We start from the raw sequence: 21,759 nt of genomic DNA on the forward strand, positions 1-21,759 counted from the left end.
GTTATAGTTAAAGATACTGATAAAGAAAGGGTAAACGAGGAAATTACTGCATCGGAGGTGAGGTTAATCCTTCCGGATGGTAGTCAAAAGGGGATTGTTTCTTTAAAAGAGGCGCTTGAAATTGCAGAAGAGGAAGGTTACGATTTGGTGGAGATAGCTCCACAGGCCAAGCCACCTGTCTGCAAAATAATGGATTACAGCAAATTCAAATTTGAAAAAAGCAAAAAAGAGAAAGAAGCCAAGAAGAAACAGAAGCAACATCAGATTGATATAAAAGAAATTAAATTTAGACCAAAAATCGAAGAGCATGACTACGGAGTCAAATTGAAACATATTAGGAGATTTTTGGAAGAAGGGAACAAGGTCAAGATCGTGGTCAGATATAGGGGTCGGGAAATGATGTTTATGGACCAGGGTCTTGAATTGCTTGATAAATTAGTTAGTGATTTAGAAGATCTCTGTGTTGTAGAAAAAAAACCAGAGATGCAGGGTCGTCAGCAGACAATGGTCTTGGGACCAAAGGCTAATTAGTTAGGAGGTTTTAGATGCCTAAAGTGAAAACCCACAGGGGTGCTGCCAAAAGATTTAAAGTGACTGGCAGTGGAAAAGTCAAGTTTAAGAGAAACGGATTGAGGCATATCCTCACCTCAAAATCCGCCAAAAGAAAGCGCGCTTTGCGCCGCCCTGACATCCTGACAGGGGCTGATGCAGCAAATGTTAAGAAGCTGCTCCCCTATGCATAACAGGTAAAAGGAGGAAGACGTGCCAAGAGCAAAAGGTGGTTTTAAAACCAGAAGAAGAAGGAACAAATGGCTTGAGGTAAGCAAGGGGTTTGTTGGAGTTCCCAATAATGTTTACAAGAAAAGCCGTGAGGTAGGAGAAAGGGCGTTAGCCGAATCCTACAAAGGTAGAAAACAGAGGAAAAGAGATTTCAGAAGACTCTGGATTATCAGAATCAATGCTGCTGTTAGACAGTATGGATTGAGCTATAGTAAATTCATAGGTTTGTTGAAAGACAAAAATATTGAAATTGACCGCAAGGTACTGTCTGAAATGGCTGTGAATAATCCACAGGAATTTGAACAACTTGTAAAAAAGGTTTCTGCGTAAACCTTAGTGGGGTGCAAACGCACCCCTTTATTTTTATCTAAATTTATACTATAAACGTTCTGTTTAAAATATTTCGGGGTGCTTTATGGATTTAGGAGTGGATATTAAGAGTATTATAGCTGAGATTGATAATGCTTCAAATTTGAATGAACTTTATCAGCTGAAAGTCAAATATTTGGGAAAAAAAGGTATTATTTCACAGTTAAACAAAAACTTAAAGGATATAGAGCAGGAAAAAAGGGTTGAATTTGGCAAGAAGATTCATGAGCTCAGAGTGTTGTTTGAAGAAAAATACGAAGAGAAAGAAAATTTTCTCAAAAACGAGGGAAGAAAGCAGAAGCTTGCTTCTGAAAACATAGATATAACTTTAGCCGGTTTCCCTTTTAAGTTCGGTAGTTTACACCCTTTGACAAGAGTGTACAACGAAATAGTGGACATTTTTACGGCTATGGGGTTTGAAGTTGCAACAGGCCCGGAGATAGAATCTGATTTTTATAATTTTGAGGCATTGAATATTCCAAAAGCTCACCCTGCAAGAGATATGCAGGATACATTTTATATAACTGATGAAATTTTATTAAGGACACATACTTCACCGGTACAGATAAGAACTATGCTTGCTCAAGAGCCTCCGGTGAAAATTATCGCTCCCGGTAAAGTGTACAGGTGCGATCACGATGTTACTCATACACCTATGTTTCATCAGGTAGAAGGTTTGCTTGTAGATGAGAAGGTTACATTTGGAGATTTGAAAGGGACTTTGACACTTTTTATAAAAAGGCTTTTCGGAGATGATGTCCCTGTTAGGTTCAGACCGAGCTTTTTCCCGTTTACTGAACCATCCGCTGAAGTAGATATGGGTTGCGTAATATGTGGCTCCAAAGGCTGCAGAGTTTGTAAAAATACAGGATGGCTTGAAATCCTTGGTTGTGGAATGGTGCATCCCAATGTTTTTAAGTCTGTAAATTACGACTTCACAAAATACAGAGGTTTTGCTTTTGGTATGGGGATTGAAAGGATAACCATGCTTAAATACGGTATAAACGATTTGAGATTGTTTTTTGAAAATAACGTAAAGTTTTTGGGTCAGTTTTAGGGGTGAAATATGAAAGTAAGTTTTGAATGGCTAAATGAATTTTTAGATACAAGCGGTCTTGACCCTTACAAGGTGGCAGACAAACTCACTATGTCCGGGCTTGAAGTGGAAGCTGTAGAATATTACCCTGAAATCCAACATATTGTAGTGGCAGAAGTTATTGAAAAACAAAAACATCCTGATGCGGATAAATTATCCGTTTGCAAGGTTGCTGACGGAAAAGAAGAGTATCAGGTCGTTTGCGGTGCAAAAAATGTTGATAAAGGGCAAAAGGTTGTATTTTGCAAAATAGGCGCAGTGCTCCCCGGTGATTTCAAGATAAAAAAGGCAAAAATAAGGGGTGTGGAATCTTTTGGAATGATTGCATCTTTAAGTGAGCTTGGTCTTGAAGAAAAAAGCGATGGGATTTATGTGCTTCCTGATGAAGTCAATATAGGGGACGATCCAAATAAGATTTTGGGGCTGGGAGATTATGTTCTTGAAATATCTATTACTCCAAACAGAGCCGATTGTTTAAGTGTAATAGGTGTTGCAAGGGAGATAGCGGCATTGTTTAATCTCCCATTGAAAAATAGGGAATTTTATGTTGAGGAAACGGATGAAGAGGCTAACAAGTATTCATATGTCAATGTTATAAACAGCGATATTTGCCCGGTATATCTTGGAAGAATTATAAAAGGTGTTACGGTAAAAGAGTCACCCATTTTTATTCAGAATAGGTTAAGAAAGTCTGGCATCAGACCTATCAACAATATTGTTGATTTAACAAACTATGTACTTCTTGAATATGGGCAGCCGCTGCATACGTTTGATTTGAAAGAGATTGAAGGCGGAATTATTGTAAGAAACGCACTCAAAGGGGAAAGGATTGTTACCCTTGATGGCAAGGAGAAAACACTTGATGAGTCAATGCTTGTGATAGCAGATGAGAAGAAAGCGGTAGCTGTTGCAGGTGTGATGGGTGGCGAATACTCGGGGATAAACGATAGTACGACAGATGTATTTCTTGAGTGTGCCTACTTTAAGCCTGATAGTATAAGGGTTACAGCCAGAAGACTTGGTATGCAGACCGATTCCTCTTACAGGTATGAAAGAGGAATTGATATGAAAAATACTTATAAAATGGTTGATTATGCAGCATACCTAATAGCTAAATTCTCTGGTGGAAAAATTTTAAAAAATACTTTGTCCGATAATCCGAAAAAATATGAAGAAAGACAGCTCACTGTTAATGTGGAAAAGATAAATTCTTATCTTGGAATAGAGATATCCAAAAATGAGATGGTTGATATATTAAATAGATTAAATTTTGTTGTAACGGACAGTGGTAATGAAATAACTGTTGTTCCGCCATCTTACAGGGTTGATATTGAAATATGGCAGGATATAGTGGAGGAAGTAGCAAGGGTGTATGGTTATAATAATATACCTGTATCAACTCCGGAAATTCTTGCCGATTCAAGGGTAAAAAAACCTATTTTGAGTGCTGTGAGAAATATAAAAGAAAATCTTGCCGCATTGGGATTTACTGAAGCAATAAATTATTCGTTTGTACCGGAAAAATACCTTTCAATTTTTGATAACAACGGCAAATTTGTGAAAATACTAAATCCTTTGTCTGAAGATTTTGCAGTAATGCGCACATTTGTTTTCCCATCACTTCTAATGAATGTTAAAAACAATATGAACCAGGGTTTTAAGTCTTTAAAATTCTTTGAAGTTGCAAGCACATTTGTGGAAAAAGAAAATGACTTGCCGGAGCAAAAAATTAATCTTGCAATGGCTGTTACCAGTGATTTTTTTGGGCTTCATTGGGACAAAATTAAAGTTTCAGATACTTTTTACTGTTTAAAAGGCATTCTTGAAAATATTTTTAACTATTTCAGGGCAGAAGTTAATTTTGTAAGATCAAATAAGAGCTTTTTACACCCCGGTAAATCTGCAGACATTTATTTTGGTGATAAGATGATAGGTTTTGTGGGTTGTCTTCACCCTGAAATTATGGAGCAGCTTGATATTGTCGAGAACGTATATATATCGGAAATAATGCTTGACGAGCTTGTCGATATGACCAACAATGTGGTTCCAAAATTCAGGAGTTTTTCTGTATATCCTTTTGTTTACAAAGATTTGTCATTGCTTGTGGATAAAAACATCTTCAGCGAAGATATAAGAAAGTATATCCTTTCTTACAATAGCTTAATTGATAACTGTCTTGTTTTCGATCTTTTTGAAGACGAAAAAATAGGGGCAGGCAAGGTTAGTCTTGCATTTAGAATATACTTTTCCCATAAAGAGAGAACGTTGACAGATGAAGAGACCAATAGCATTTTGGCAGAGCTTGTCAAAGATATTGAAAAGAAATTCAATGCTAAATTGAGATAATAAAGGGGCTTAATGCCCCTTTTTCATTTACCTAAAATTTTTATTGTTGACCAAATATTCTATTTTTTTTATTCTTTATCTTGTTGTAATTTACAATTGATGTTATAACTTTTTAACTTATTGGCAACTATGCTTTGGAGAGCTGATATGAATGAGAAAAATTACAAAGTCCTTGTAGTTGACGATGAAGACTACATTAGAGAGAGTATCGAAATTATTTTAAGGACAGAAGGTTTTGAAGTATTTTCGGTAAACAGTGGATTTAAGGCTCTCGAAGTCTTGCAGAAAAACAATATTGATGTGGTACTTACAGATATAAAAATGCCTGAAATGGACGGTGTGACGCTTCTTAGAAAAATAAAAGAAAATTATCCTGTTGAAGTTATATTGATTACAGGCTTTCCAAGTCTTGATACGGCGGTGGAAAGTGTCAAGTTTGGTGCTTATGACTACATTACCAAACCCTTCAAGGTGGATGACCTTATAAATAAGCTGTTAAAAGCTATTGAGAATAAAAAGCTTAAAAGGGAAGTCGTAGAGTTAAATCAGATAATCTCCATTTATGATTCCAGTAAATATTTCGCAAACATTCTGCATGTGGATGAAGTGTTTAACAAAATGGATGATATTATAAAAATTAATCTCAAGGATAATGGGTATTTCGTTAGAATATTTACAAGGGAATATTTTAAGAGTGTAAATCTTGATGAGACGACTAAAAGATATATTTTTGACAACTTTAATTACAAGGAATGTCTTACTATCTTTTCAAACCTTGAGTATCTGGAAAGCTGCTTAAAGTTAAATGGTAAAGATGTGAATCTTTTGCTTTTGCCCATGACAAGCAGGGAAGGTTTATGGGGGGTAGTGGGTGTTTTTAGGGATGGCTCAAATACTTTCAGCGACATTGACTGCAAGGTTCACAGTATATATGTTGACCAGTTTTCTCTTGCCCTATTAAACGTCTATAGTTTTGAGGACTTGTCCAAAGGTTATCTTGAAACAATTACCGCGCTTTCAAAGGCAGTTGATGCAAAAGACCACTACACCATGGGGCATTCTGAGAATGTCAAAAAATATTCTCTGATGATTGTTGAAGAGATGGGGCTTGGCGATGAGTTCAAAGAGACTATGGTTTATGCCGGATTTTTGCATGATATCGGGAAAATTGGTGTTCCAACCGAAATAATTATCAAGCCTGACAGGCTAAATGATAAAGAGTATGAAGAAATGAAGAAACATCCGATTTACGGAAAAGACATATTATCTCCGATAGAATTTTTGGGGGATGTGCCATATTATGTTCTCTATCATCATGAAAAACTTGATGGCAGTGGTTATCCTTATGGTTTGGTGGCTGATGAAATACCTTTGGGAGCCAAAATACTTCATGTTGCAGACTCCTATGATGCTATGACGACAGACAGAAGTTACAGACAAAGGAGGAAACCAGAGCTCGCATTTGAGGAGCTTGACAGATGTACAGGCACTCAGTTTGACAAAGATATAGTTGCGGCATTTAAGTCCGCCATGAAAAAGTTTTAAAATAGTTTCAGGGTGATAAATTGAAAAAGTTACTGGATAAAAATTTGTTGGAGCTTGGCAAAGAGGCCTTTGATATAAAAAAAAGTCTTTATGGTGATGATGTTTTTTTTGTAAAAAACGTTCATCTAAACTACACAAACATTTGCGTAAATCATTGTAAATTTTGTGCATTTGCAAAAGATGAGGGTGAGGAAGGCTCATATGAAATGAGCGTGGAAGATGTTGCCAGGTATCTTTCTGATAAAGCCTCAGATTGCTCTGAGGTGCATATAGTCGGCGGATTGCACCCCTCAAAGCCTTTTGAGTTTTATGAAGATATGATAAAGTGTATAAAAGGCAGCTATCCAGAGCTGACAGTCAAGGCTTTCAGTGCTGTTGAGATTGACTATTTTTCAAAAATTTCCGGCTTAAGCGTGGATAGTGTTTTGGAAAGACTAAAGCTTGCAGGACTTGAAATGCTGCCCGGTGGTGGAGCAGAAATTCTCGATGAAAAAATAAGAAATCAGATATGCCCTGAAAAGATTGATGCAGAAAGATGGATTTATATTATGGAGGCTGCTCACAATAATGGACTAAAAACCAATGCTACCATGCTTTATGGCCATCTTGAAACAGAAGAGGATATTTTAGGACATCTAATTAAAATAAAAAAGCTTCAGAGCAGGACAGGTGGATTTTCAGCCTTTATCCCATTGTCTTTCCATCCTGAAAATACTTTTTTGTCTCATAGATTACCTGTTACCGGTGTGGAAGATTTGAGGGTGATTGCTTTAAGTAGAATTGTTTTGGACAATGTACCTCACATTAAGGCTTACTGGGTAATGTTAGAGGAGAAGACTGCCCAGGTTGCCTTAAACTTTGGAGCTGATGATCTTGACGGTACTATTGTAAAAGAAAAAATAACCCATGCTGCTGGAGCAAAATCAAAGGAAGGTCTGACCCTTGAAGAACTTGTATTTATGATAAAGTCTGCCGGTTTTAATCCTGTGCAAAGGGATGCTTTTTATAATGAAATTAAAAGATATTGATAGGTTTATTTTTTTAAACCCTTCCCCCAATATGAGTATTTTGGCAAGAAAAGTAAGCCAGTTTGGCCGAAATGTATTACTTTGCTATAACAAAGAAAGAATAAATTCAGATTCTAATAAATTATCAATATGTTATGACGGCAAATATTTTTTTTATGATTTAAGTAGCAATGAAAAAGAATTTACTGACAGGCAGGCATACAGATTCAAAAAGTGGATTTTTGAAAAGTCTTCTGATATAAGCAGTCTGCCATTTAGAGGTGGATTGAGAGAATTTTATCTTTTGGGCAAGGGGAAAATTTTAGCAGAGCAACCTGCAAATATTGCTGAATTCAATGGAAATTTGTCAGACAAAGATATTGTTATTACTTCCTATACCCCAATTTCTGGCATAAAAAAGGCTACAAAAAAGTATATTGAGATTTATGAACTTGATGAAGATATTTTAAAGACTTTGATGCTTAGTTATTTTGTTTTTTTTATAAAAGACTTAAAGTATGAAATGTTTATAAGTGGCAACAAACTTTATGTGGTGGGGGATAAAGATTCAAATATTTTGTTTAAAAACAGGCTGCCTTTTTTGCTGAAGAATGGAAAAAAAAAGACAAATGAATATTCATTATTTTTTAATAACAACAGCTATCTTGTAAATTTTGAAAAAAAATATATATTGTTAAACGATTTTAGTTACTTTAATATTTCTGTTAAAATGCCTGATGAGTGGTACGAAAGACTGGGGCAGTATTTATGTACAGGAAAGCTGTAGTTAAAGGGACTTTTTATCCTGATTCTCCTGGAGCTGTGTCTGAATTTTTGGACAGTATCAGTGTCTCCGGAAAATATAATGCAAAAATAGCTATAGTGCCTCATGCCGGATATATTTATTCAGGTGAAACAGCTATCAAGACTCTTAAAAGTATAGAAGAAATTAAAAGCACAGTTGTTTTGCTTGGTCCAAACCATACTGGGCTTGGAGAAAAAGTGGCAGTTTACCCTGGGGGAAGTTGGCAGACAGTCTTTGGAGATGTTGATATTAATCAACAAAAGGCGGACATACTGATTAATACAAGCTCTCTTTTTAAGGGGGATGTTTTGGCACATTTACAGGAACATAGCTTAGAAGTAATTTTACCTATTTTAAAAAAAATCAGACATGATATTAGCATAGTTCCAATAACAGTATCGCATCTCACCAAACACGAATGTTTCAGTGTGGCCGGGGATTTGCTTAAGATTATTGAAGAAGATGTAACAGTTGTTGTAAGTACTGATTTTAATCATTTTGAAAATGAGGATGTCACAAATTTAAAAGATAAGCTTGCTATAGATAAAGTGCTGGATATTGACCCTGAAGGGCTGTATGATACGGTTTTTGAAAATCGTATATCCATGTGTGGTGTTTTTCCCGTGACAATAGCGCTTTATCTTGCTAAACTTATGGAACTTAAATCTGCAAAACTAATCGAACATACCACAAGTGCCAAAAGAAGCGGTGATTACAATAGAGTGGTAGGTTATGCAGGGATATTAATTGGGTAGGAGGAATTTTTATGATTAAAAAAGCTATTATACCTGCGGCGGGTTTTGGGACAAGGATGTTGCCATATACCAAAGCTGTGCCTAAAGAGATGATTACACTTGTTGACAGACCAGCGATAGATTATGCCATAGATGAGGCAGTCAGCGCAGGGATAGAAGAGATTATCCTTGTTACAAGCAAATCGAAAAACCTCATTGAAGATTACTATGACAGATATTTTGAGCTGGAAAATGCCCTTGAAAAATCCGGGAAAAAAGATGCTCTTGAAGAAATTGTAGGTCTTGCTGGTAAATGTAGAATTGTTTCCGTGAGGCAAAAAGAGCAGCTTGGACTTGGGCATGCAGTTTATTGTGCGGCAGACTTGGTAGGAGACGAACCATTTGCAGTTATCTTGCCGGATGACCTTTTTTTGGCCACCAAACCGGTTCTTGCCCAATTAAAAGATGCATATGAAAAAAACAATGGCCCGGTTTTGGCTATTAACGAAGTACCGATTGAGGATACATCAAAATATGGTGTTGTAGATATTGAAAGAGATTTGGGTGGTTCTCTTTTTAAGCTAAAAAGTATGGTTGAGAAGCCGAAAAAAAATCCTCCTTCGAACTTTGCAATAGTTGGAAGATATATTTTGACAAGAGATATCCTTGATGAGCTTTACAAAACTTCAAGGGGAGCATTAGGTGAGATACAGCTTACTGATGCAATAAATGCTGTTGCAAAAAGAAAAGAAGTATATGGACTTGCATATGAAGGGAGAAGGTTTGACTGTGGCAGCAAAATAGGTTATCTTGAGGCTGTTGTTAATTTTACAATGCAGAGAGAAGACTTGAGACAGGATTTTATAAAAATAATTGAGAAGATAAAAAAGTAGTATGAAAGATTTTAAAGGTATCTACTATCTTCATGGTTCTCTGAATAAAGCGATTGAAGATATTTTACACTCGATTTACAAGCACAGGGAGTTTGAAATTCCTGCTAGCCCAAAACTGGATGTTATTGTAAACAAGCATTTTATCGACATTTATGCTGATATGCCAGGGGTAGACATAAACGATTTTAAGGTTTACCTTGTGGATAGAAAACTTATTATTGAAGGTGTAAAAAAGATGTACAAACATCATCAAAAGGTAAATTATATTTTGATGGAAAGAGAGTTTTTCCCTTTCAGGAAAATTATTGAGTTGCCTTATGATGTAAATTACGAAAATGGTTTTGCCAAGCTTAAGGACGGTGTGTTGCACATTCGCCTTGAGAGACATGTCTATGAAAATTATTAGTAATCGGAGGAGATTGTGGAATTTAATGAAAACGATATAAAAATACCTGATGAACTGCCGTTACTGCCTGTAAGAGATGTAGTGGTGTTTCCATTCATGGTAATTCCCCTTTTTGTGGGGAGGGAGTCCAGCATAAAGGCTGTGGATGATTCCCTCGCTGATAAGAGGATGATTTTTCTTGCCTCACAGAAGGACCCCATGAAAGAGGAGCCCGGTAAAGATGAAGTTTATTCGGTAGGGACAATTGCGGTTATTTTAAGGATGCTCAAACTGCCTGATGGCAGAGTAAAAATATTGGTTCAGGGGCTTAAAAGAGGAAAAATCCAGGAATTTTTGCAGGAAGAGCCGTATTTTAAAGTAAAGGTTGAGCAGATTGAAGAGAAAGAAGAAACTGATGAATTAAAAACCGAAGCTTTGACAAGACATGTGAAAGATCAGCTTAATAAAGCTGTAAGCCTTGGAAAACCAATGCTTCCTGACCTTCTTGCGATAATCGATTCAATTGCTGAGCCTGGAAAACTTTCAGACCTTATAGTGTCAAATCTTGGACTTAAAATTACCGAATCCCAGGAAGTGCTGGAGACTATTGACACAATTGAAAGACTTAAAAAAGTAAGCGAATTTTTGAACAGGGAAATTTCTATACTGGAAGTTCAGCAGAAAATTCTAAGCGAAGCCAAAGGTGAAATAGATAAAAGTCAGAAAGAGTACTTTCTTAAAGAGCAATTAAAAGCCATAAGGAAGGAATTGGGTGAAGATGACGACTTCAACCGTGAAATCGAAGAGCTGAACACAAAGATTAATAAGCTCAAAATGCCAAAGGATGTTAAGGAAGAGGCTTTAAAGCAGTTGAAAAGGTTATCCAGAATGCACTCTGATTCCGCAGAGGCTACTGTTGTAAGGTCTTATCTTGAATGGATTGTTGAGCTGCCATGGAAAAAATCTTCAAAAGATAATCTGGATATAAAGAATGCCAAAGCCATACTGGATGAGGATCATTATGGACTTGAAGAGGTAAAAGATAGAATCCTGGATTTTTTATCCGTAAGAAAGCTTAAAAATGATATGAAAAGCCCTATTCTGTGCTTTGTAGGACCTCCAGGTGTGGGTAAAACTTCCCTGGGGAAATCTATAGCAAGAGCTATGGGAAGAAAATTTTTGAGAATCTCTCTTGGTGGAGTAAGGGACGAGGCAGAAATAAGAGGACACAGGCGAACATATATTGGTGCAATGCCCGGTAAAATTATTCAAGGGCTTAAAAGTGTTGGTACTGACAATCCTGTATTTATGCTTGATGAAATAGATAAACTTGGGAATGACTTTAGAGGTGACCCTGCATCTGCTTTGCTTGAGGTTTTAGACCCGGAGCAAAATAATAGCTTTGTAGATCACTATCTTGGTGTTCCTTTTGATCTATCAAAAGTTTTTTTTATTACCACTGCAAATTACCTCGAACCGATTCCTCCTGCTCTTAAGGATAGGATGGAGATTATTGAAATCCCGGGATATACTGAGGAGGAAAAAATCAATATAGCCGAGAGATACCTTATACCAAAGCAGTGTAAGGAAAACGGTATAGATATACTGAAATTCAAAAAGAAGGCGATTTTAAAAATTGTTTCCGGATATACAAGGGAGTCAGGACTAAGAAATCTTGAAAGGACTATTGGAACCATATGCCGTAAGGTAGCCAGAAAAGTCGCAGAGGAAAACTATTTTAAGAAAGTGATTAATGAAAATGACGTAGTAAAATTTCTTGGGCCTGAAAAGTTTTACCCTGAGGATGAATTGAAGAATAATGAAGTTGGAGTGGTCACTGGCCTTGCCTGGACACCTTATGGTGGTGATGTTTTGTTTGTAGAGTGTACGAAATATAAAGGGAAGGGTAATCTTATAATAACTGGTCAGCTTGGTGATGTTATGAAAGAATCTGCAAGAGCTGCTCTTACCTATGTGCGTTCAATTGCTGATAAGTTTAAAATAAATGAAGAAGATTTTGAAAAATATGATATACATATCCACGTTCCGGCAGGAGCAATACCAAAAGATGGCCCATCTGCAGGTATTACAATGGCCACTGCAATCTTGTCGATTTTTTCAGGACGACAGGTCAATAAGGAAGTTGCTATGACTGGTGAGATTACTATCAGAGGTAAAGTTCTTCCTATTGGGGGCTTGAAAGAAAAATTACTTGCTGCCAAGAGAATGAATGTTAAAAAGGTAATCATTCCAAAGAGAAATGAAAACGATTTGATAAAACTTCCCAAATATATAAAAGGCTCTTTGGAGATTGTAACAGTTGAGAGCTTTGAAGAGGTAGCAGAAATAGCACTTATTTAGGGGGGGGATTTATAAAATTTCGTGACAGATTGGCAAGGCTGCTGACTATTGACAGATCTCCCCATATTGTTGCGCTTTCCTCAGCGATAGGGATGATAATAGGGTTTTCCCCTTACATTGGATTTCATACTGTTCTTGCTATCGGAATTTCGTATTTTTTTAATCTTCCTGTTTACCCTTTGATTCTGGGGGCATATATTACAAATCCTATTACAATTGTTTTTATTTACGCATTTTGCTATAAAGTTGGACTGATTTTGACCGATACTAATGTTGATATTGTGCTTGACTGGTCAAAACTTAACTGGGATATTATGGTGCACAGTGTGAAGCAGATTTTTTGGCCTCTTTTTGTAGGGTGTCACCTAATAGGTATTTTGGTGGCGATTGTTACATACTTTGTAGTATACTTTATTATTAAAAAATACAAAGGGGTAGTTGTTGGCTGAAATAATTGCTATAGCAAGTGGAAAAGGTGGTGTGGGTAAAAGTTTTTTTGCTGCCAATCTTGCGATGTCAATTGCCAAGAAAGGGGTAAGTGTTTTGCTTGTTGACGGCGACCTTGGTGGAGCAAATTTACATAATTTTGTTGGACTAAAAGCTCCAGGAAAAAGTTTATATAACTTTATCAGGGAAAAAATGCCGATTGAAGATGTTATTCTTAAAACACCTGCTAATGTTGATTTTGTGGGAGGTGCTGGTGATGTGCTTGGAATGGCTCACATAAATAATTTTGAAAAACTTAAAATTTTAAATTACCTGAAAAGATCTCATTATAAATACGTTATTCTGGATCTTGGAGCTGGTACAAGCTACAATATGATAGATTTCTTCAATTTTTCAGAAAAAAAGATACTTGTTATGACGAGCGAACCAACTTCCATTGAAAATTCTTACGGTTTTTTAAAAGTTTCCATTTACAGAAAAGTAGAGAAGTTTTTAAGCGGGGACAATAGATTTGAGAGTGTTTGCAAGAAGCTTAGAAGTAGAAGCATGAATTATCAGAAGGTAGAAGATATATTGTCAGATATAGGTCAAATTAACAAAGATGTGAGAGAAAAAGTTGAGAGCCTTTTAAATGGTTACAAAGTTGGCATTGTGCTGAATATGCTGAAGTTCAAAAAAGAGCTTAATATATTTTATGGCTTTGAAAATGTATCAAAAAAATATCTTGGCATTACTATTGAAAAAATAGGATTTATACCTTATGATATTGGTGTGAGTGAGAGTTTGAAAAGGCTATTGCCCTATTACAACAATCTCGAGGATATTTCTTTAAGGGAATTTTTTGATGATGTTAGGGAGCATATATTTGAAAAACTTTAGGAGCGTACTATGAGTGAACAGCAAAATATCTATATTGAAGACCTAAGTGAGTTGAAGGATGAAAACAGTTTTCAGCTTGTTGGTTTTAAGTTGGGGGATGAAGAGTACGCCATTGATGTATTGAAAATTCAGGAGATAATAAGGCTCATTGAAATAACTACTGTTCCAAGGACAGACCCATATATACTTGGTGTGATAAACTTGCGTGGGAAAGTTATTCCTGTTGTAGATTTAAGAGTGAGATTTGAGCTTGACAGGTCTGATTTTGATAAGAAGACCAGAATAATAGTTGTAAAGTTTGAGAAAGAGAATATTGGATTTGTTGTAGATGAAGTAACCGAAGTTATAAGGATAGATAAAAGTATTGTTGAGCCTACGCCACCTCTTGTTGGAGCGGTAGGACAGGAGTACATACTTGGTATCTGTAAGTACCAGAAAAGACTTATAATTTTACTTGATATAGACAGGGTGGTTTATGATGATGATAGCTTAGCAAGTGATCTCAGGAAAAAAATTATAAATGCTCAGGATAAACAAACAGGAGTTTTAGAGCATTCTGCAGAGGAAGAAGATTTGGAAAATGGGGGAACTGAAACTGAAATTAAAGATGTTGAAGAGCTGATTGTGGAGGAAAAACAGCAGGACAAGTTTGAGTTAACTGAGCGGGATGATAGTGAAGCTGTTGATAATGAAGTAACAAAACAGGAAGATCAGACTGATGAAATTGACGATATTGATAAACTTATTGCAATTGAGTTGGCAAAAAGGGAACAGGAAACAGAAGAGCTTCTAAAAAAGAAAAAAGATGGGGATAATGCTGAATCTGTAAATGATCCAGTAGAGGACATTTTAAATGATGCTTTAAATCAGGCAAACTCTAAGATTTCTCCAGAAGTAAGCCATGTTGATCAGGATGACCTTGATAGGCTTATAGCCGAAGAACTTGCTAAAAGAGAAAAAGAGACAGAGGAGCTTTTAAGAAGGAAAAAAGAAGAGGAAAAAAAAAAGATAAATGAAGCTGAGACTGAGCAGGTAGAGGCCAAAACCGAAGAAAAAAAAGATGAAATTGTAATAGAACGGGACTCTCTTAAAGAGCTCAAAGAGCTTGCATCAAAAATAATAAATGGAGAAACCAAAGATATAGATATAAATATAAAAGGTGAAATCGGAGAACTTTTAAAGCTTCTTATAGACACAAAAGATAAGCTGGATGTTCTTGAACCTTCCGTTGAAGACTCGAGCAAAGATGTTCCATTTATAGCTAAAACTCTTGAAAATGTTAATGATTACACTGAAAAGGCAACCTTGAATCTTATGGAGGCTGCCGATAAGATGTCAGGCTTTTTTTCTGAGCTTAACGAAAGTATGAGTAATATTGAAAAAATTATCCAGAAAGGGGACATGGAAAAGTTTGAACTGTCGATAAATGAAGTTGAGTCAAGGCTTGCAGAGGCTGAGAATCTTGGATTTAATATATTGCAAGCCCTCGAGTTTCAGGACATAACAGAACAAAAAGCGAGAAAGGTGATAAAAAAGGTTGAAGAGATAGGTGTACGCCTTGGTACAATTTTGGGCTATGCAAAAATTCAATCTACCAATGCAGGTGCAGAATCACAAGCTTCTCAGGAGGACATAGATAAATTACTTGGGGAATTTGGATTGAGTTAAAAAAACACCTTTGATAAACATAATTTTATATAAATTTCGCATTTATTGATTATTTCCATAAATTAAAATGTTTATTATATTGTTTTGTATAGCTGCTTCTGCAAATATTCTTGAATTTATAATATATTGACGCATAGTGGTATTTTTCAAAAATGTTGACATCAAATGTAGAATACTGTAAAGTCATTCTATGGAAGTTTTGGAAAGACTTTGCAGTTTGGAAGAAAAAATTGATAGATTATTGATGGAAAATGAAAGGTTGCTCAAAGAGAATGATGAGCTGAAAAAGAAGGTAGAACAACTAATTAATGAAAGAGAGGAAGTTGCCGAAAAAATTGAAAAACTTTTAAACAGTTTGCCTTAGGGAGTTGGCTTTTGCAAGTTTCTGATGTTTATATTTATGGTAATAAATACAGATTGAAAACGGACATGAGTGAGGAGACGGTTACATCCATTGCTAATTTCGTTGATGGAAGGATGAGAGAGATACAGAGCAATATGAATGTGTTGACGACTTCGAAAATTGCTGTGATGGCTGCTTTTGATATTGCTGCTGAATATTTGATGCTGAAGAAGGACTTAGACAGAAGTATTGATAAAATTAGTGAGTTAGAAGAAAAAATAAATAGTGTATTAAAAGGGTAGCCCCTGAATTGTTCGTGATGAAGTAGGAAATTTGGAGCCAACACCTCTAAAATATGGGATGATACGAGGTGTGGTGTGCAGGCCTGCCATGTAGCAGGAAGCCTAAAGCACCTGTGATTCCCTAAAACCTGGTTAGCCAGGGCTGCAAATGGACTATGAACACGGCAATTCGGGGGCTTTTTTGTATATAAAGTTTGAGTGATATGAGACTGTATGAGATTATTGAGCCAGAAGATATAAATGATATTGTAGGTCAGGAGCACCTGCTGGGTGACAATACCCCTTTGCGCAAAATGATTGATAAGGGGGAGTTTGAATCATTGATTTTTGTGGGCCCACCGGGGACAGGGAAGACAACCGTTGCAAAACTTATAGGCAAAAAGCTTTCTTTGCCTTTTTATCGTTTGCACGGAGCTGCTACAAGTGTTAATGAAATAAAGAATATTACAGAGTCATCTAAGCATTATGGGCGTCCATCAATTATTTTTATCGATGAAGTTCATAGATTTAGCAAGACACAACAGGATTTGTTGCTGAAGGTAATCGATGAGAAACACTCATACATAATTGGGGCATCCACCGAAAATCCTTACTTTAGTCTAACTCCTGCAATGAGGTCGAGAAGTTTTATATTTGAATTTAAAGCTTTGAATGAGGATGCTTTGTCGAAAATATTGAATAAAGCGACTTTTGCCATAATGGAAAAATATGGTGTAAAAAATGTTGAGTGCCAGAATAGAGAATATTTTATTCAAAATTGCGGTGGGGACGCAAGAAGAATGCTTAAGCTTTTTGAAACAGCTGCCAGCCTGGGTGAAATCAAAGATTCAAATCTGTTTATTACAGTGGATAAAATCGAAGAGCTGACCCAATATTCCGTTTACTCAAAAGATGAACACTACGATTTGCTGTCAGCAATGATAAAAAGTATAAGAGGCAGCAATCCGGATGCAGCGCTTGTCTGGTGTTTTAAGCTGATAAATTGTGGTTTTTCCCCTGAAGAGATTTTTAGAAGACTGTATATTTCAGCATCTGAGGATATAGGGAATGCATATCCTGATGCTGTTACTTTTGTAAATTCTGCGTTTAATGGTTTTTTAAACGTTGGAGTCCCGGAAGGTTACATAATACTTGCTCATGCTGTTACATTTCTGGCTTCTTGTCCTAAAAGTAACAGAAGCTATGAGGCCTATAAAAGGGTTAAAGAGTATTTGAAAAAGAATGACCCCTATCCCCCTGCAAATATTCGCCATAATCCCAAGGGGTACAAATATCCCTTTGAAACTGGCGAGTTTGTAAAGCAGACATATTTTGAAGGCAGTGAAAAATTTTATAGTCCTTCAGAATATGGATTTGAGATAAAAATCAGGGACAGGTTAAAAAGGCTTTGGGGCGAGAATGAGTTCTAAGCAAAAAGGACATTTGAGAGCGATAATGCTAAGTGAAAGAAAAAAAATGGATTTTAAGGAGGTTCACGAAAAAAGCGAGAAGATTGTGAATAAGTTTTTGAATTATTATGAGAAGTACAAATCATTTATATTATATTTTAGTTTTGACAATGAAGTGCAAACTTTACCTCTTGCAAATCATCTTATTGGAAAGGGGAAAAGTGTTTACAGTACAAAATTGAATGGCAATGAACTGATGCCTGGTGCTGTAAAAGACCTGGGTAGCCTTCAGCGAAACATTTATGGCATTTGTGAGCCTTTAAACTATGAAAATGTTTTTGAATTTGATGTGGCTGTTGTTCCGGGGGTTGCTTTTGACAAAAAGTGTAACAGACTTGGTTTTGGAAAAGGTTATTACGACAGGTTTTTGCCGAAATTAATTTGCAAAAACATTGTAGGTTTTGCTTACGACTTTCAAATTGTGGAAGAATTATTTGTTGAAGAGTTTGATATCCCGATGGATGTTGTAATTACGGAAAAAAATATTTACAGGAGGAATTGATGATACTGACCATTTTATTGTCTGTAGCCGGCGTTGTGATAGGCCTATTTGCCGGGATTATAATTCAGAAAAAAAAGGTTGAAGCTGAAAATCAGAGGTTAAACAAACAGTCCAGTGATATAATCAGCAGGGCTAAGAGAGAAGCAGAAGAGATATTAAAAGAAGCCAAAATTGAGTCAAAAGAGATTATTTACAAAACTAAGCAAGAACTTGAAAAAGAGGCTAAGGAGAGAAGAAAAGAGCTACAATTGCAGGAAAAAAGACTTATCAGCAAAGAGGAAAGTCTTGATAAGAAAATTGAACTTATTGATTCAAAGGAGGAAATGCTTTCCAAAAGAGCAAAAGAGCTTGAGGACAGGATAAAAGCTAATGAAGAGTTAAGGGAAGAGTTAGAAAGTCAGAAAGATAAACTTCTTTTGGAGATTGAAAGGATTGCTTCAATGACAAGAGAAGAGGCCAAAAATATGCTGGTGCAGCAAATGGTGAGTGAAGCTAAGGTTGATGCTGCAAAGCAGATTAAAGAGATTGAGGAAGAGTTGAAGAATGAAGCTGATAAGAAAGCAAGGAGCATTATAGCGACTTCTATTCAAAGATGTGCTTCTGACTATGTTGGTGAGATTGCCGTTTCTGTTGTTAATTTGCCAAGTGATGAGATGAAAGGTAGAATTATCGGAAGAGAGGGCAGGAATATTAGGACATTTGAAAGTGTAACGGGAGTGGATATTATTGTTGATGATACCCCTGAAGCGGTTATTTTATCATCTTATGATCCATTTAGAAGAGAGATTGCAAAACTTACGCTTGAAAAGCTCATTTCTGATGGAAGAATACACCCTGCGAGAATCGAAGAGCTTTATGAAAAGAGTAAGGATGAACTTGAAAAGCATATTATTGAGGTTGGCGAAGAGGCTGTTTACAATCTGGGTCTTCACGATATTCATAAAGATATAGTAAAACTTGTGGGCAGGCTTAAATACAGGACAAGCTACGGCCAGAATGTTCTTGGTCATTCAATAGAGGTGGCAAGGATTGCCGGTATTATGGCAGCAGAAATTGGTGCAGATGAAAAAATGGCCAAAAGAATGGGGTTGTTGCATGATATAGGTAAGGCGATAGATTATGAAGTAGATGGCTCACATACTGAAATCGGTGTAGATTTGATGAAGAAGTACAATGAAGCTCCTCAGGTAATAAATGCGATTTTGTCCCACCATGGTGAAGAGGAGTTTAAGTATGTTGAATCTGTACTTGTACAGGCAGCCGATGCAATGTCTGCCTCAAGACCTGGCGCAAGAAGGGAAGTGCTTGAATCATATATAAAAAGGCTCGAAAACCTTGAAAAGATTGCATCAAGTTTTGAAGGTGTTTCAAAAACATATGCCATCCAGGCTGGAAGGGAGGTAAGGATTGTTGTAGAGCCTGAGGTTGTAAGTGAAGAAGCTCTGGTAGCTCTTGCAAGAGATATTGCAAAGAAGATTCAGGATGAGCTTACTTACCCCGGTAATATAAAAGTTAATGTTATCAGGGAGTCAAGAGCTGTTGAATACGCAAAATAGCACGTTAAATATATTGTTTATAGGTGACATTGTTGGTAGAAGTGGCCGCAAAGTTGTAAAAGCGGCCATCTCCGAAATTAAGAGAGAGCTTGACATTGATTTTGTAATTGCAAATGCAGAAAACTCTGCAAGCGGTTTTGGAATCACATTAAACGTTTACAAAGAGCTTGCTGGTAGCGGTATAGATGCATTTACGTCAGGCAATCATATTTACGACAAAAAGGAATTTATTGAAGAAGTATCAAAATTTGAAAATCTTGTCAGACCTGCCAACTTTCCATTATCTTCTCCGGGCAAACCTTACATTGAGTTTGAAATAAAAGGAATAAAACTTTTGATAGTCAATTTAATAGGCAGAATATTTATGCCTTTATCGGATTGCCCTTTTAATAGGTTAGATGATATATTGCAGGGAAAAAATGATTTTGTAACTATTGTCGATTTTCATGCTGAGGCTACAAGTGAAAAAAATGCATTTGCATATTATTTTGATGGAAAGGTTGCGGCAATACTTGGTACACATACACATGTGCAGACAAATGACGACAGAATACTACCAGGAGGGACTTTGTATATAACTGATGTTGGTATGTGCGGTGCACTTGACTCTTGCATTGGTGTAGTTAAGGAAAATTCTATTGAAAGATTTTTGACTGCAGTGCCTGTTAAATTTGATGTTGAAAAAAAAGGAAAGATGTTATTTAATGCTATGTTTTTTAAATTGGATAAAAACACAAAAAGGGTAGTGGAATTTAAAAAAATTTACAAAATTTATGGGGAATAGTATTATGGATTTAAAAAAGGAAATCAAAAAACTTTTGAAAGAAAAAAATGCTGTTCTTTTAGCTCATAATTACCAGATGGATGAAATTCAGGAAATCGCAGATTTCACCGGTGATTCTCTCGGACTTAGCATAGAAGCTTCAAAAGTGCAGCAGGAAACTATTGTTTTTGCCGGTGTTCACTTTATGGCTGAGACAGCATATATGCTCTCTCCACAAAAAACTGTTCTTCTTCCGGAAATCGATGCAGGCTGTCCTATGGCTGACATGGTAACGGCTGAGGATTTAAGAGAGTTTAAGAAAAAGTATCCTGGTGTACCTGTAGTTTGTTATGTAAACTCTTCTGCTGAAGTGAAGGCAGAGTCCGACATTTGTTGTACATCTGCAAATGCTGTTAATGTTGTCAAATCAATTGACTCTGACAGAGTGATTTTTGTGCCTGACAGAAATCTTGGCCACTATGTTTCAAGATTTGTGGATAAGGAAATAATTTTGTGGAATGGGTTTTGCCCCATACACGAAAGAGTTACAAGGAGAGATATAGAAGAGTTGAAAAAAGAGCATCCAGATGCTGTGGTGGTTTTGCATCCTGAGTGTCCTCCTGACACCATTGAGCTTGCTGACCATGTATGCTCTACTTCAGGGGTGTACAGTTATTGCAAAGAAAGCAAAGCCAAAAAATTTATAATTGGTACTGAAAGCGGGGTGGGATACAGACTCAGGAAAGAGAATCCTGACAAGGAATTTTATTTTGCCTATTCCCCTTTTAAATGTAAAAATATGAAAAAAACTACACTGAAAAAAATATATGATGCGCTGGTGGAAAACAAATACAAGATTACGGTTGAAGAAGAGATAAGAAAAAAAGCAGTGGTATCAATTGAAAGGATGCTGCAAATACCAAGAAATTATTAGGTAAAAAAGTTCCTTATTGACTATGAATGTTTTATTTTTTATAAGACTTCATAAATAAATTTTGGCGGTATGATGTGAAAATAGGTTTGGCATCTGACCACGGCGGTTTTGAACTTAAAGAGACAATCAAAAATTTCTTGAATGAAAAAGGTATAGAGATCGTTGACTATGGTACTTCAAATGGCAATGAATCTGTAGACTATCCCGATTATGCAAAAAAAGCAGTACTTGGCATATTAAAAAATGAAGTTGATAAGGCAATAATAATGTGTGGTACAGGGATAGGTATTTCCATTTCTGCAAATAAATTTCCTGGTATCAGGGCAGCTTTGTGCTGGGATTCATATACTGCCAAAATGAGCAGGTTGCACAATGATGCAAATATACTTGCAATGGGGGGCAGGATAATTGGTCCCGAGCTTGCAAAAGAGATAGTAGATACATGGTTGTCATACGAGTTTGAAGGTGGAAGGCATAAAAGGCGAATTGATAAAATAGATTCTTTGGCTAAAGAGTATTGGAATAATATAAAATAGGGGATGTCTATGTCTTTGTATGAAACTGTAAAAAAAGTTGACAGGGAAGTTTATGATGCT

General features: G+C 36.3%; 23 protein-coding genes and 1 other RNA gene. All 24 read left to right on the forward strand.

The features are described 5' to 3' along the window. The first annotated feature begins 3 nt into the window (after positions 1–3). Positions 4–531: a translation initiation factor IF-3 gene (infC, locus tag ACTCAF_RS03560; protein ID WP_463061946.1), complete on the forward strand. Its 528-nt coding sequence runs from the start codon at positions 4–6 to the stop codon at positions 529–531. A gap of 14 nt (positions 532–545) precedes the next feature. Beyond that, positions 546–743: a 50S ribosomal protein L35 gene (gene rpmI, locus ACTCAF_RS03565; RefSeq protein ID WP_463061924.1), complete on the forward strand. Its 198-nt coding sequence runs from the start codon at positions 546–548 to the stop codon at positions 741–743. Positions 744–762: 19 nt separating this feature from the next. Continuing rightward, complete coding sequence (rplT, locus tag ACTCAF_RS03570) at positions 763–1,110, forward strand: 50S ribosomal protein L20 (RefSeq protein ID WP_463061925.1); 348 nt, start codon at positions 763–765, stop codon at positions 1,108–1,110. A gap of 85 nt (positions 1,111–1,195) precedes the next feature. Beyond that, entirely contained in the window at positions 1,196–2,206 is a 1,011-nt protein-coding gene (gene pheS / locus ACTCAF_RS03575) for a phenylalanine--tRNA ligase subunit alpha (RefSeq protein ID WP_463061926.1), read from the forward strand. Positions 2,207–2,215: 9 nt separating this feature from the next. Further along, positions 2,216–4,591 (forward strand): phenylalanine--tRNA ligase subunit beta, encoded by a 2,376-nt coding sequence (gene pheT / locus ACTCAF_RS03580; protein ID WP_463061927.1) that lies wholly within the window; start codon positions 2,216–2,218, stop codon positions 4,589–4,591. A 147-nt stretch (positions 4,592–4,738) separates the two neighbouring features. After that, positions 4,739–6,136 (forward strand): HD domain-containing phosphohydrolase, encoded by a 1,398-nt coding sequence (locus ACTCAF_RS03585; RefSeq protein ID WP_463061928.1) that lies wholly within the window; start codon positions 4,739–4,741, stop codon positions 6,134–6,136. Between the two features lie 20 nt (positions 6,137–6,156). Then, positions 6,157–7,164 (forward strand): aminofutalosine synthase MqnE, encoded by a 1,008-nt coding sequence (mqnE, locus tag ACTCAF_RS03590; RefSeq protein WP_463061929.1) that lies wholly within the window; start codon positions 6,157–6,159, stop codon positions 7,162–7,164. Between the two features lie 31 nt (positions 7,165–7,195). Then, positions 7,196–7,930 (forward strand): hypothetical protein, encoded by a 735-nt coding sequence (locus ACTCAF_RS03595; RefSeq protein ID WP_463061930.1) that lies wholly within the window; start codon positions 7,196–7,198, stop codon positions 7,928–7,930. Further along, complete coding sequence (gene amrB / locus ACTCAF_RS03600; RefSeq protein ID WP_463061931.1) at positions 7,912–8,703, forward strand: AmmeMemoRadiSam system protein B; 792 nt, start codon at positions 7,912–7,914, stop codon at positions 8,701–8,703. The genes ACTCAF_RS03595 and amrB overlap by 19 nt, the downstream gene beginning before the upstream one ends. Positions 8,704–8,714: 11 nt before the next feature. After that, positions 8,715–9,575 (forward strand): UTP--glucose-1-phosphate uridylyltransferase GalU, encoded by an 861-nt coding sequence (galU, locus tag ACTCAF_RS03605; RefSeq protein ID WP_463061932.1) that lies wholly within the window; start codon positions 8,715–8,717, stop codon positions 9,573–9,575. Position 9,576: 1 nt separating this feature from the next. Then, positions 9,577–9,981 carry an Hsp20/alpha crystallin family protein gene (locus tag ACTCAF_RS03610; protein WP_463061933.1) on the forward strand — a complete coding sequence of 135 codons (405 nt, stop codon included), beginning with the start codon at positions 9,577–9,579 and terminating at the stop codon, positions 9,979–9,981. A gap of 15 nt (positions 9,982–9,996) precedes the next feature. Next, complete coding sequence (gene lon, locus ACTCAF_RS03615; protein ID WP_463061934.1) at positions 9,997–12,321, forward strand: endopeptidase La; 2,325 nt, start codon at positions 9,997–9,999, stop codon at positions 12,319–12,321. 29 nt (positions 12,322–12,350) lie between these two features. After that, on the forward strand, positions 12,351–12,770 hold the full coding sequence (locus ACTCAF_RS03620; RefSeq protein ID WP_463061935.1) for a DUF2062 domain-containing protein: 420 nt from the start codon (positions 12,351–12,353) through the stop codon (positions 12,768–12,770). Continuing rightward, on the forward strand, positions 12,763–13,647 hold the full coding sequence (locus tag ACTCAF_RS03625; protein WP_463061936.1) for a nucleotide-binding protein: 885 nt from the start codon (positions 12,763–12,765) through the stop codon (positions 13,645–13,647). Before ACTCAF_RS03620 ends, ACTCAF_RS03625 begins: the two co-directional genes overlap by 8 nt. 9 nt (positions 13,648–13,656) lie before the next feature. Beyond that, positions 13,657–15,315: a chemotaxis protein CheW gene (locus ACTCAF_RS03630; protein WP_463061937.1), complete on the forward strand. Its 1,659-nt coding sequence runs from the start codon at positions 13,657–13,659 to the stop codon at positions 15,313–15,315. Between the two features lie 190 nt (positions 15,316–15,505). Continuing rightward, positions 15,506–15,679 (forward strand): hypothetical protein, encoded by a 174-nt coding sequence (locus ACTCAF_RS03635; protein WP_463061938.1) that lies wholly within the window; start codon positions 15,506–15,508, stop codon positions 15,677–15,679. Positions 15,680–15,690: 11 nt separating this feature from the next. Next, positions 15,691–15,960, forward strand: a complete 270-nt coding sequence (locus tag ACTCAF_RS03640) for a cell division protein ZapA (RefSeq protein WP_463061939.1) — start codon at positions 15,691–15,693, stop codon at positions 15,958–15,960. Then, positions 15,958–16,140, forward strand: a non-coding RNA gene (ssrS, locus tag ACTCAF_RS03645) — 6S RNA. The genes ACTCAF_RS03640 and ssrS overlap by 3 nt, the downstream gene beginning before the upstream one ends. Before the next feature lie 23 nt (positions 16,141–16,163). Beyond that, the gene (locus ACTCAF_RS03650) at positions 16,164–17,369 is read left to right on the forward strand and encodes a replication-associated recombination protein A (protein WP_463061940.1); all 1,206 of its coding nucleotides are present in this window, start codon (positions 16,164–16,166) and stop codon (positions 17,367–17,369) included. Next, a complete protein-coding gene (locus ACTCAF_RS03655) occupies positions 17,359–17,910 on the forward strand; it encodes a 5-formyltetrahydrofolate cyclo-ligase (protein WP_463061941.1) in 552 nt (183 codons plus the stop codon). The genes ACTCAF_RS03650 and ACTCAF_RS03655 overlap by 11 nt, the downstream gene beginning before the upstream one ends. Beyond that, complete coding sequence (gene rny, locus ACTCAF_RS03660) at positions 17,910–19,466, forward strand: ribonuclease Y (RefSeq protein ID WP_463061942.1); 1,557 nt, start codon at positions 17,910–17,912, stop codon at positions 19,464–19,466. Before ACTCAF_RS03655 ends, rny begins: the two co-directional genes overlap by 1 nt. Continuing rightward, positions 19,450–20,250: a TIGR00282 family metallophosphoesterase gene (locus ACTCAF_RS03665; protein ID WP_463061943.1), complete on the forward strand. Its 801-nt coding sequence runs from the start codon at positions 19,450–19,452 to the stop codon at positions 20,248–20,250. Before rny ends, ACTCAF_RS03665 begins: the two co-directional genes overlap by 17 nt. A gap of 4 nt (positions 20,251–20,254) precedes the next feature. Continuing rightward, complete coding sequence (gene nadA, locus ACTCAF_RS03670; RefSeq protein WP_463061944.1) at positions 20,255–21,163, forward strand: quinolinate synthase NadA; 909 nt, start codon at positions 20,255–20,257, stop codon at positions 21,161–21,163. Between the two features lie 74 nt (positions 21,164–21,237). Then, positions 21,238–21,699, forward strand: a complete 462-nt coding sequence (rpiB, locus tag ACTCAF_RS03675; RefSeq protein WP_463061945.1) for a ribose 5-phosphate isomerase B — start codon at positions 21,238–21,240, stop codon at positions 21,697–21,699. Positions 21,700–21,759: the final 60 nt, after the last annotated feature.

This window comes from Deferrivibrio sp. (assembly GCF_055117995.1).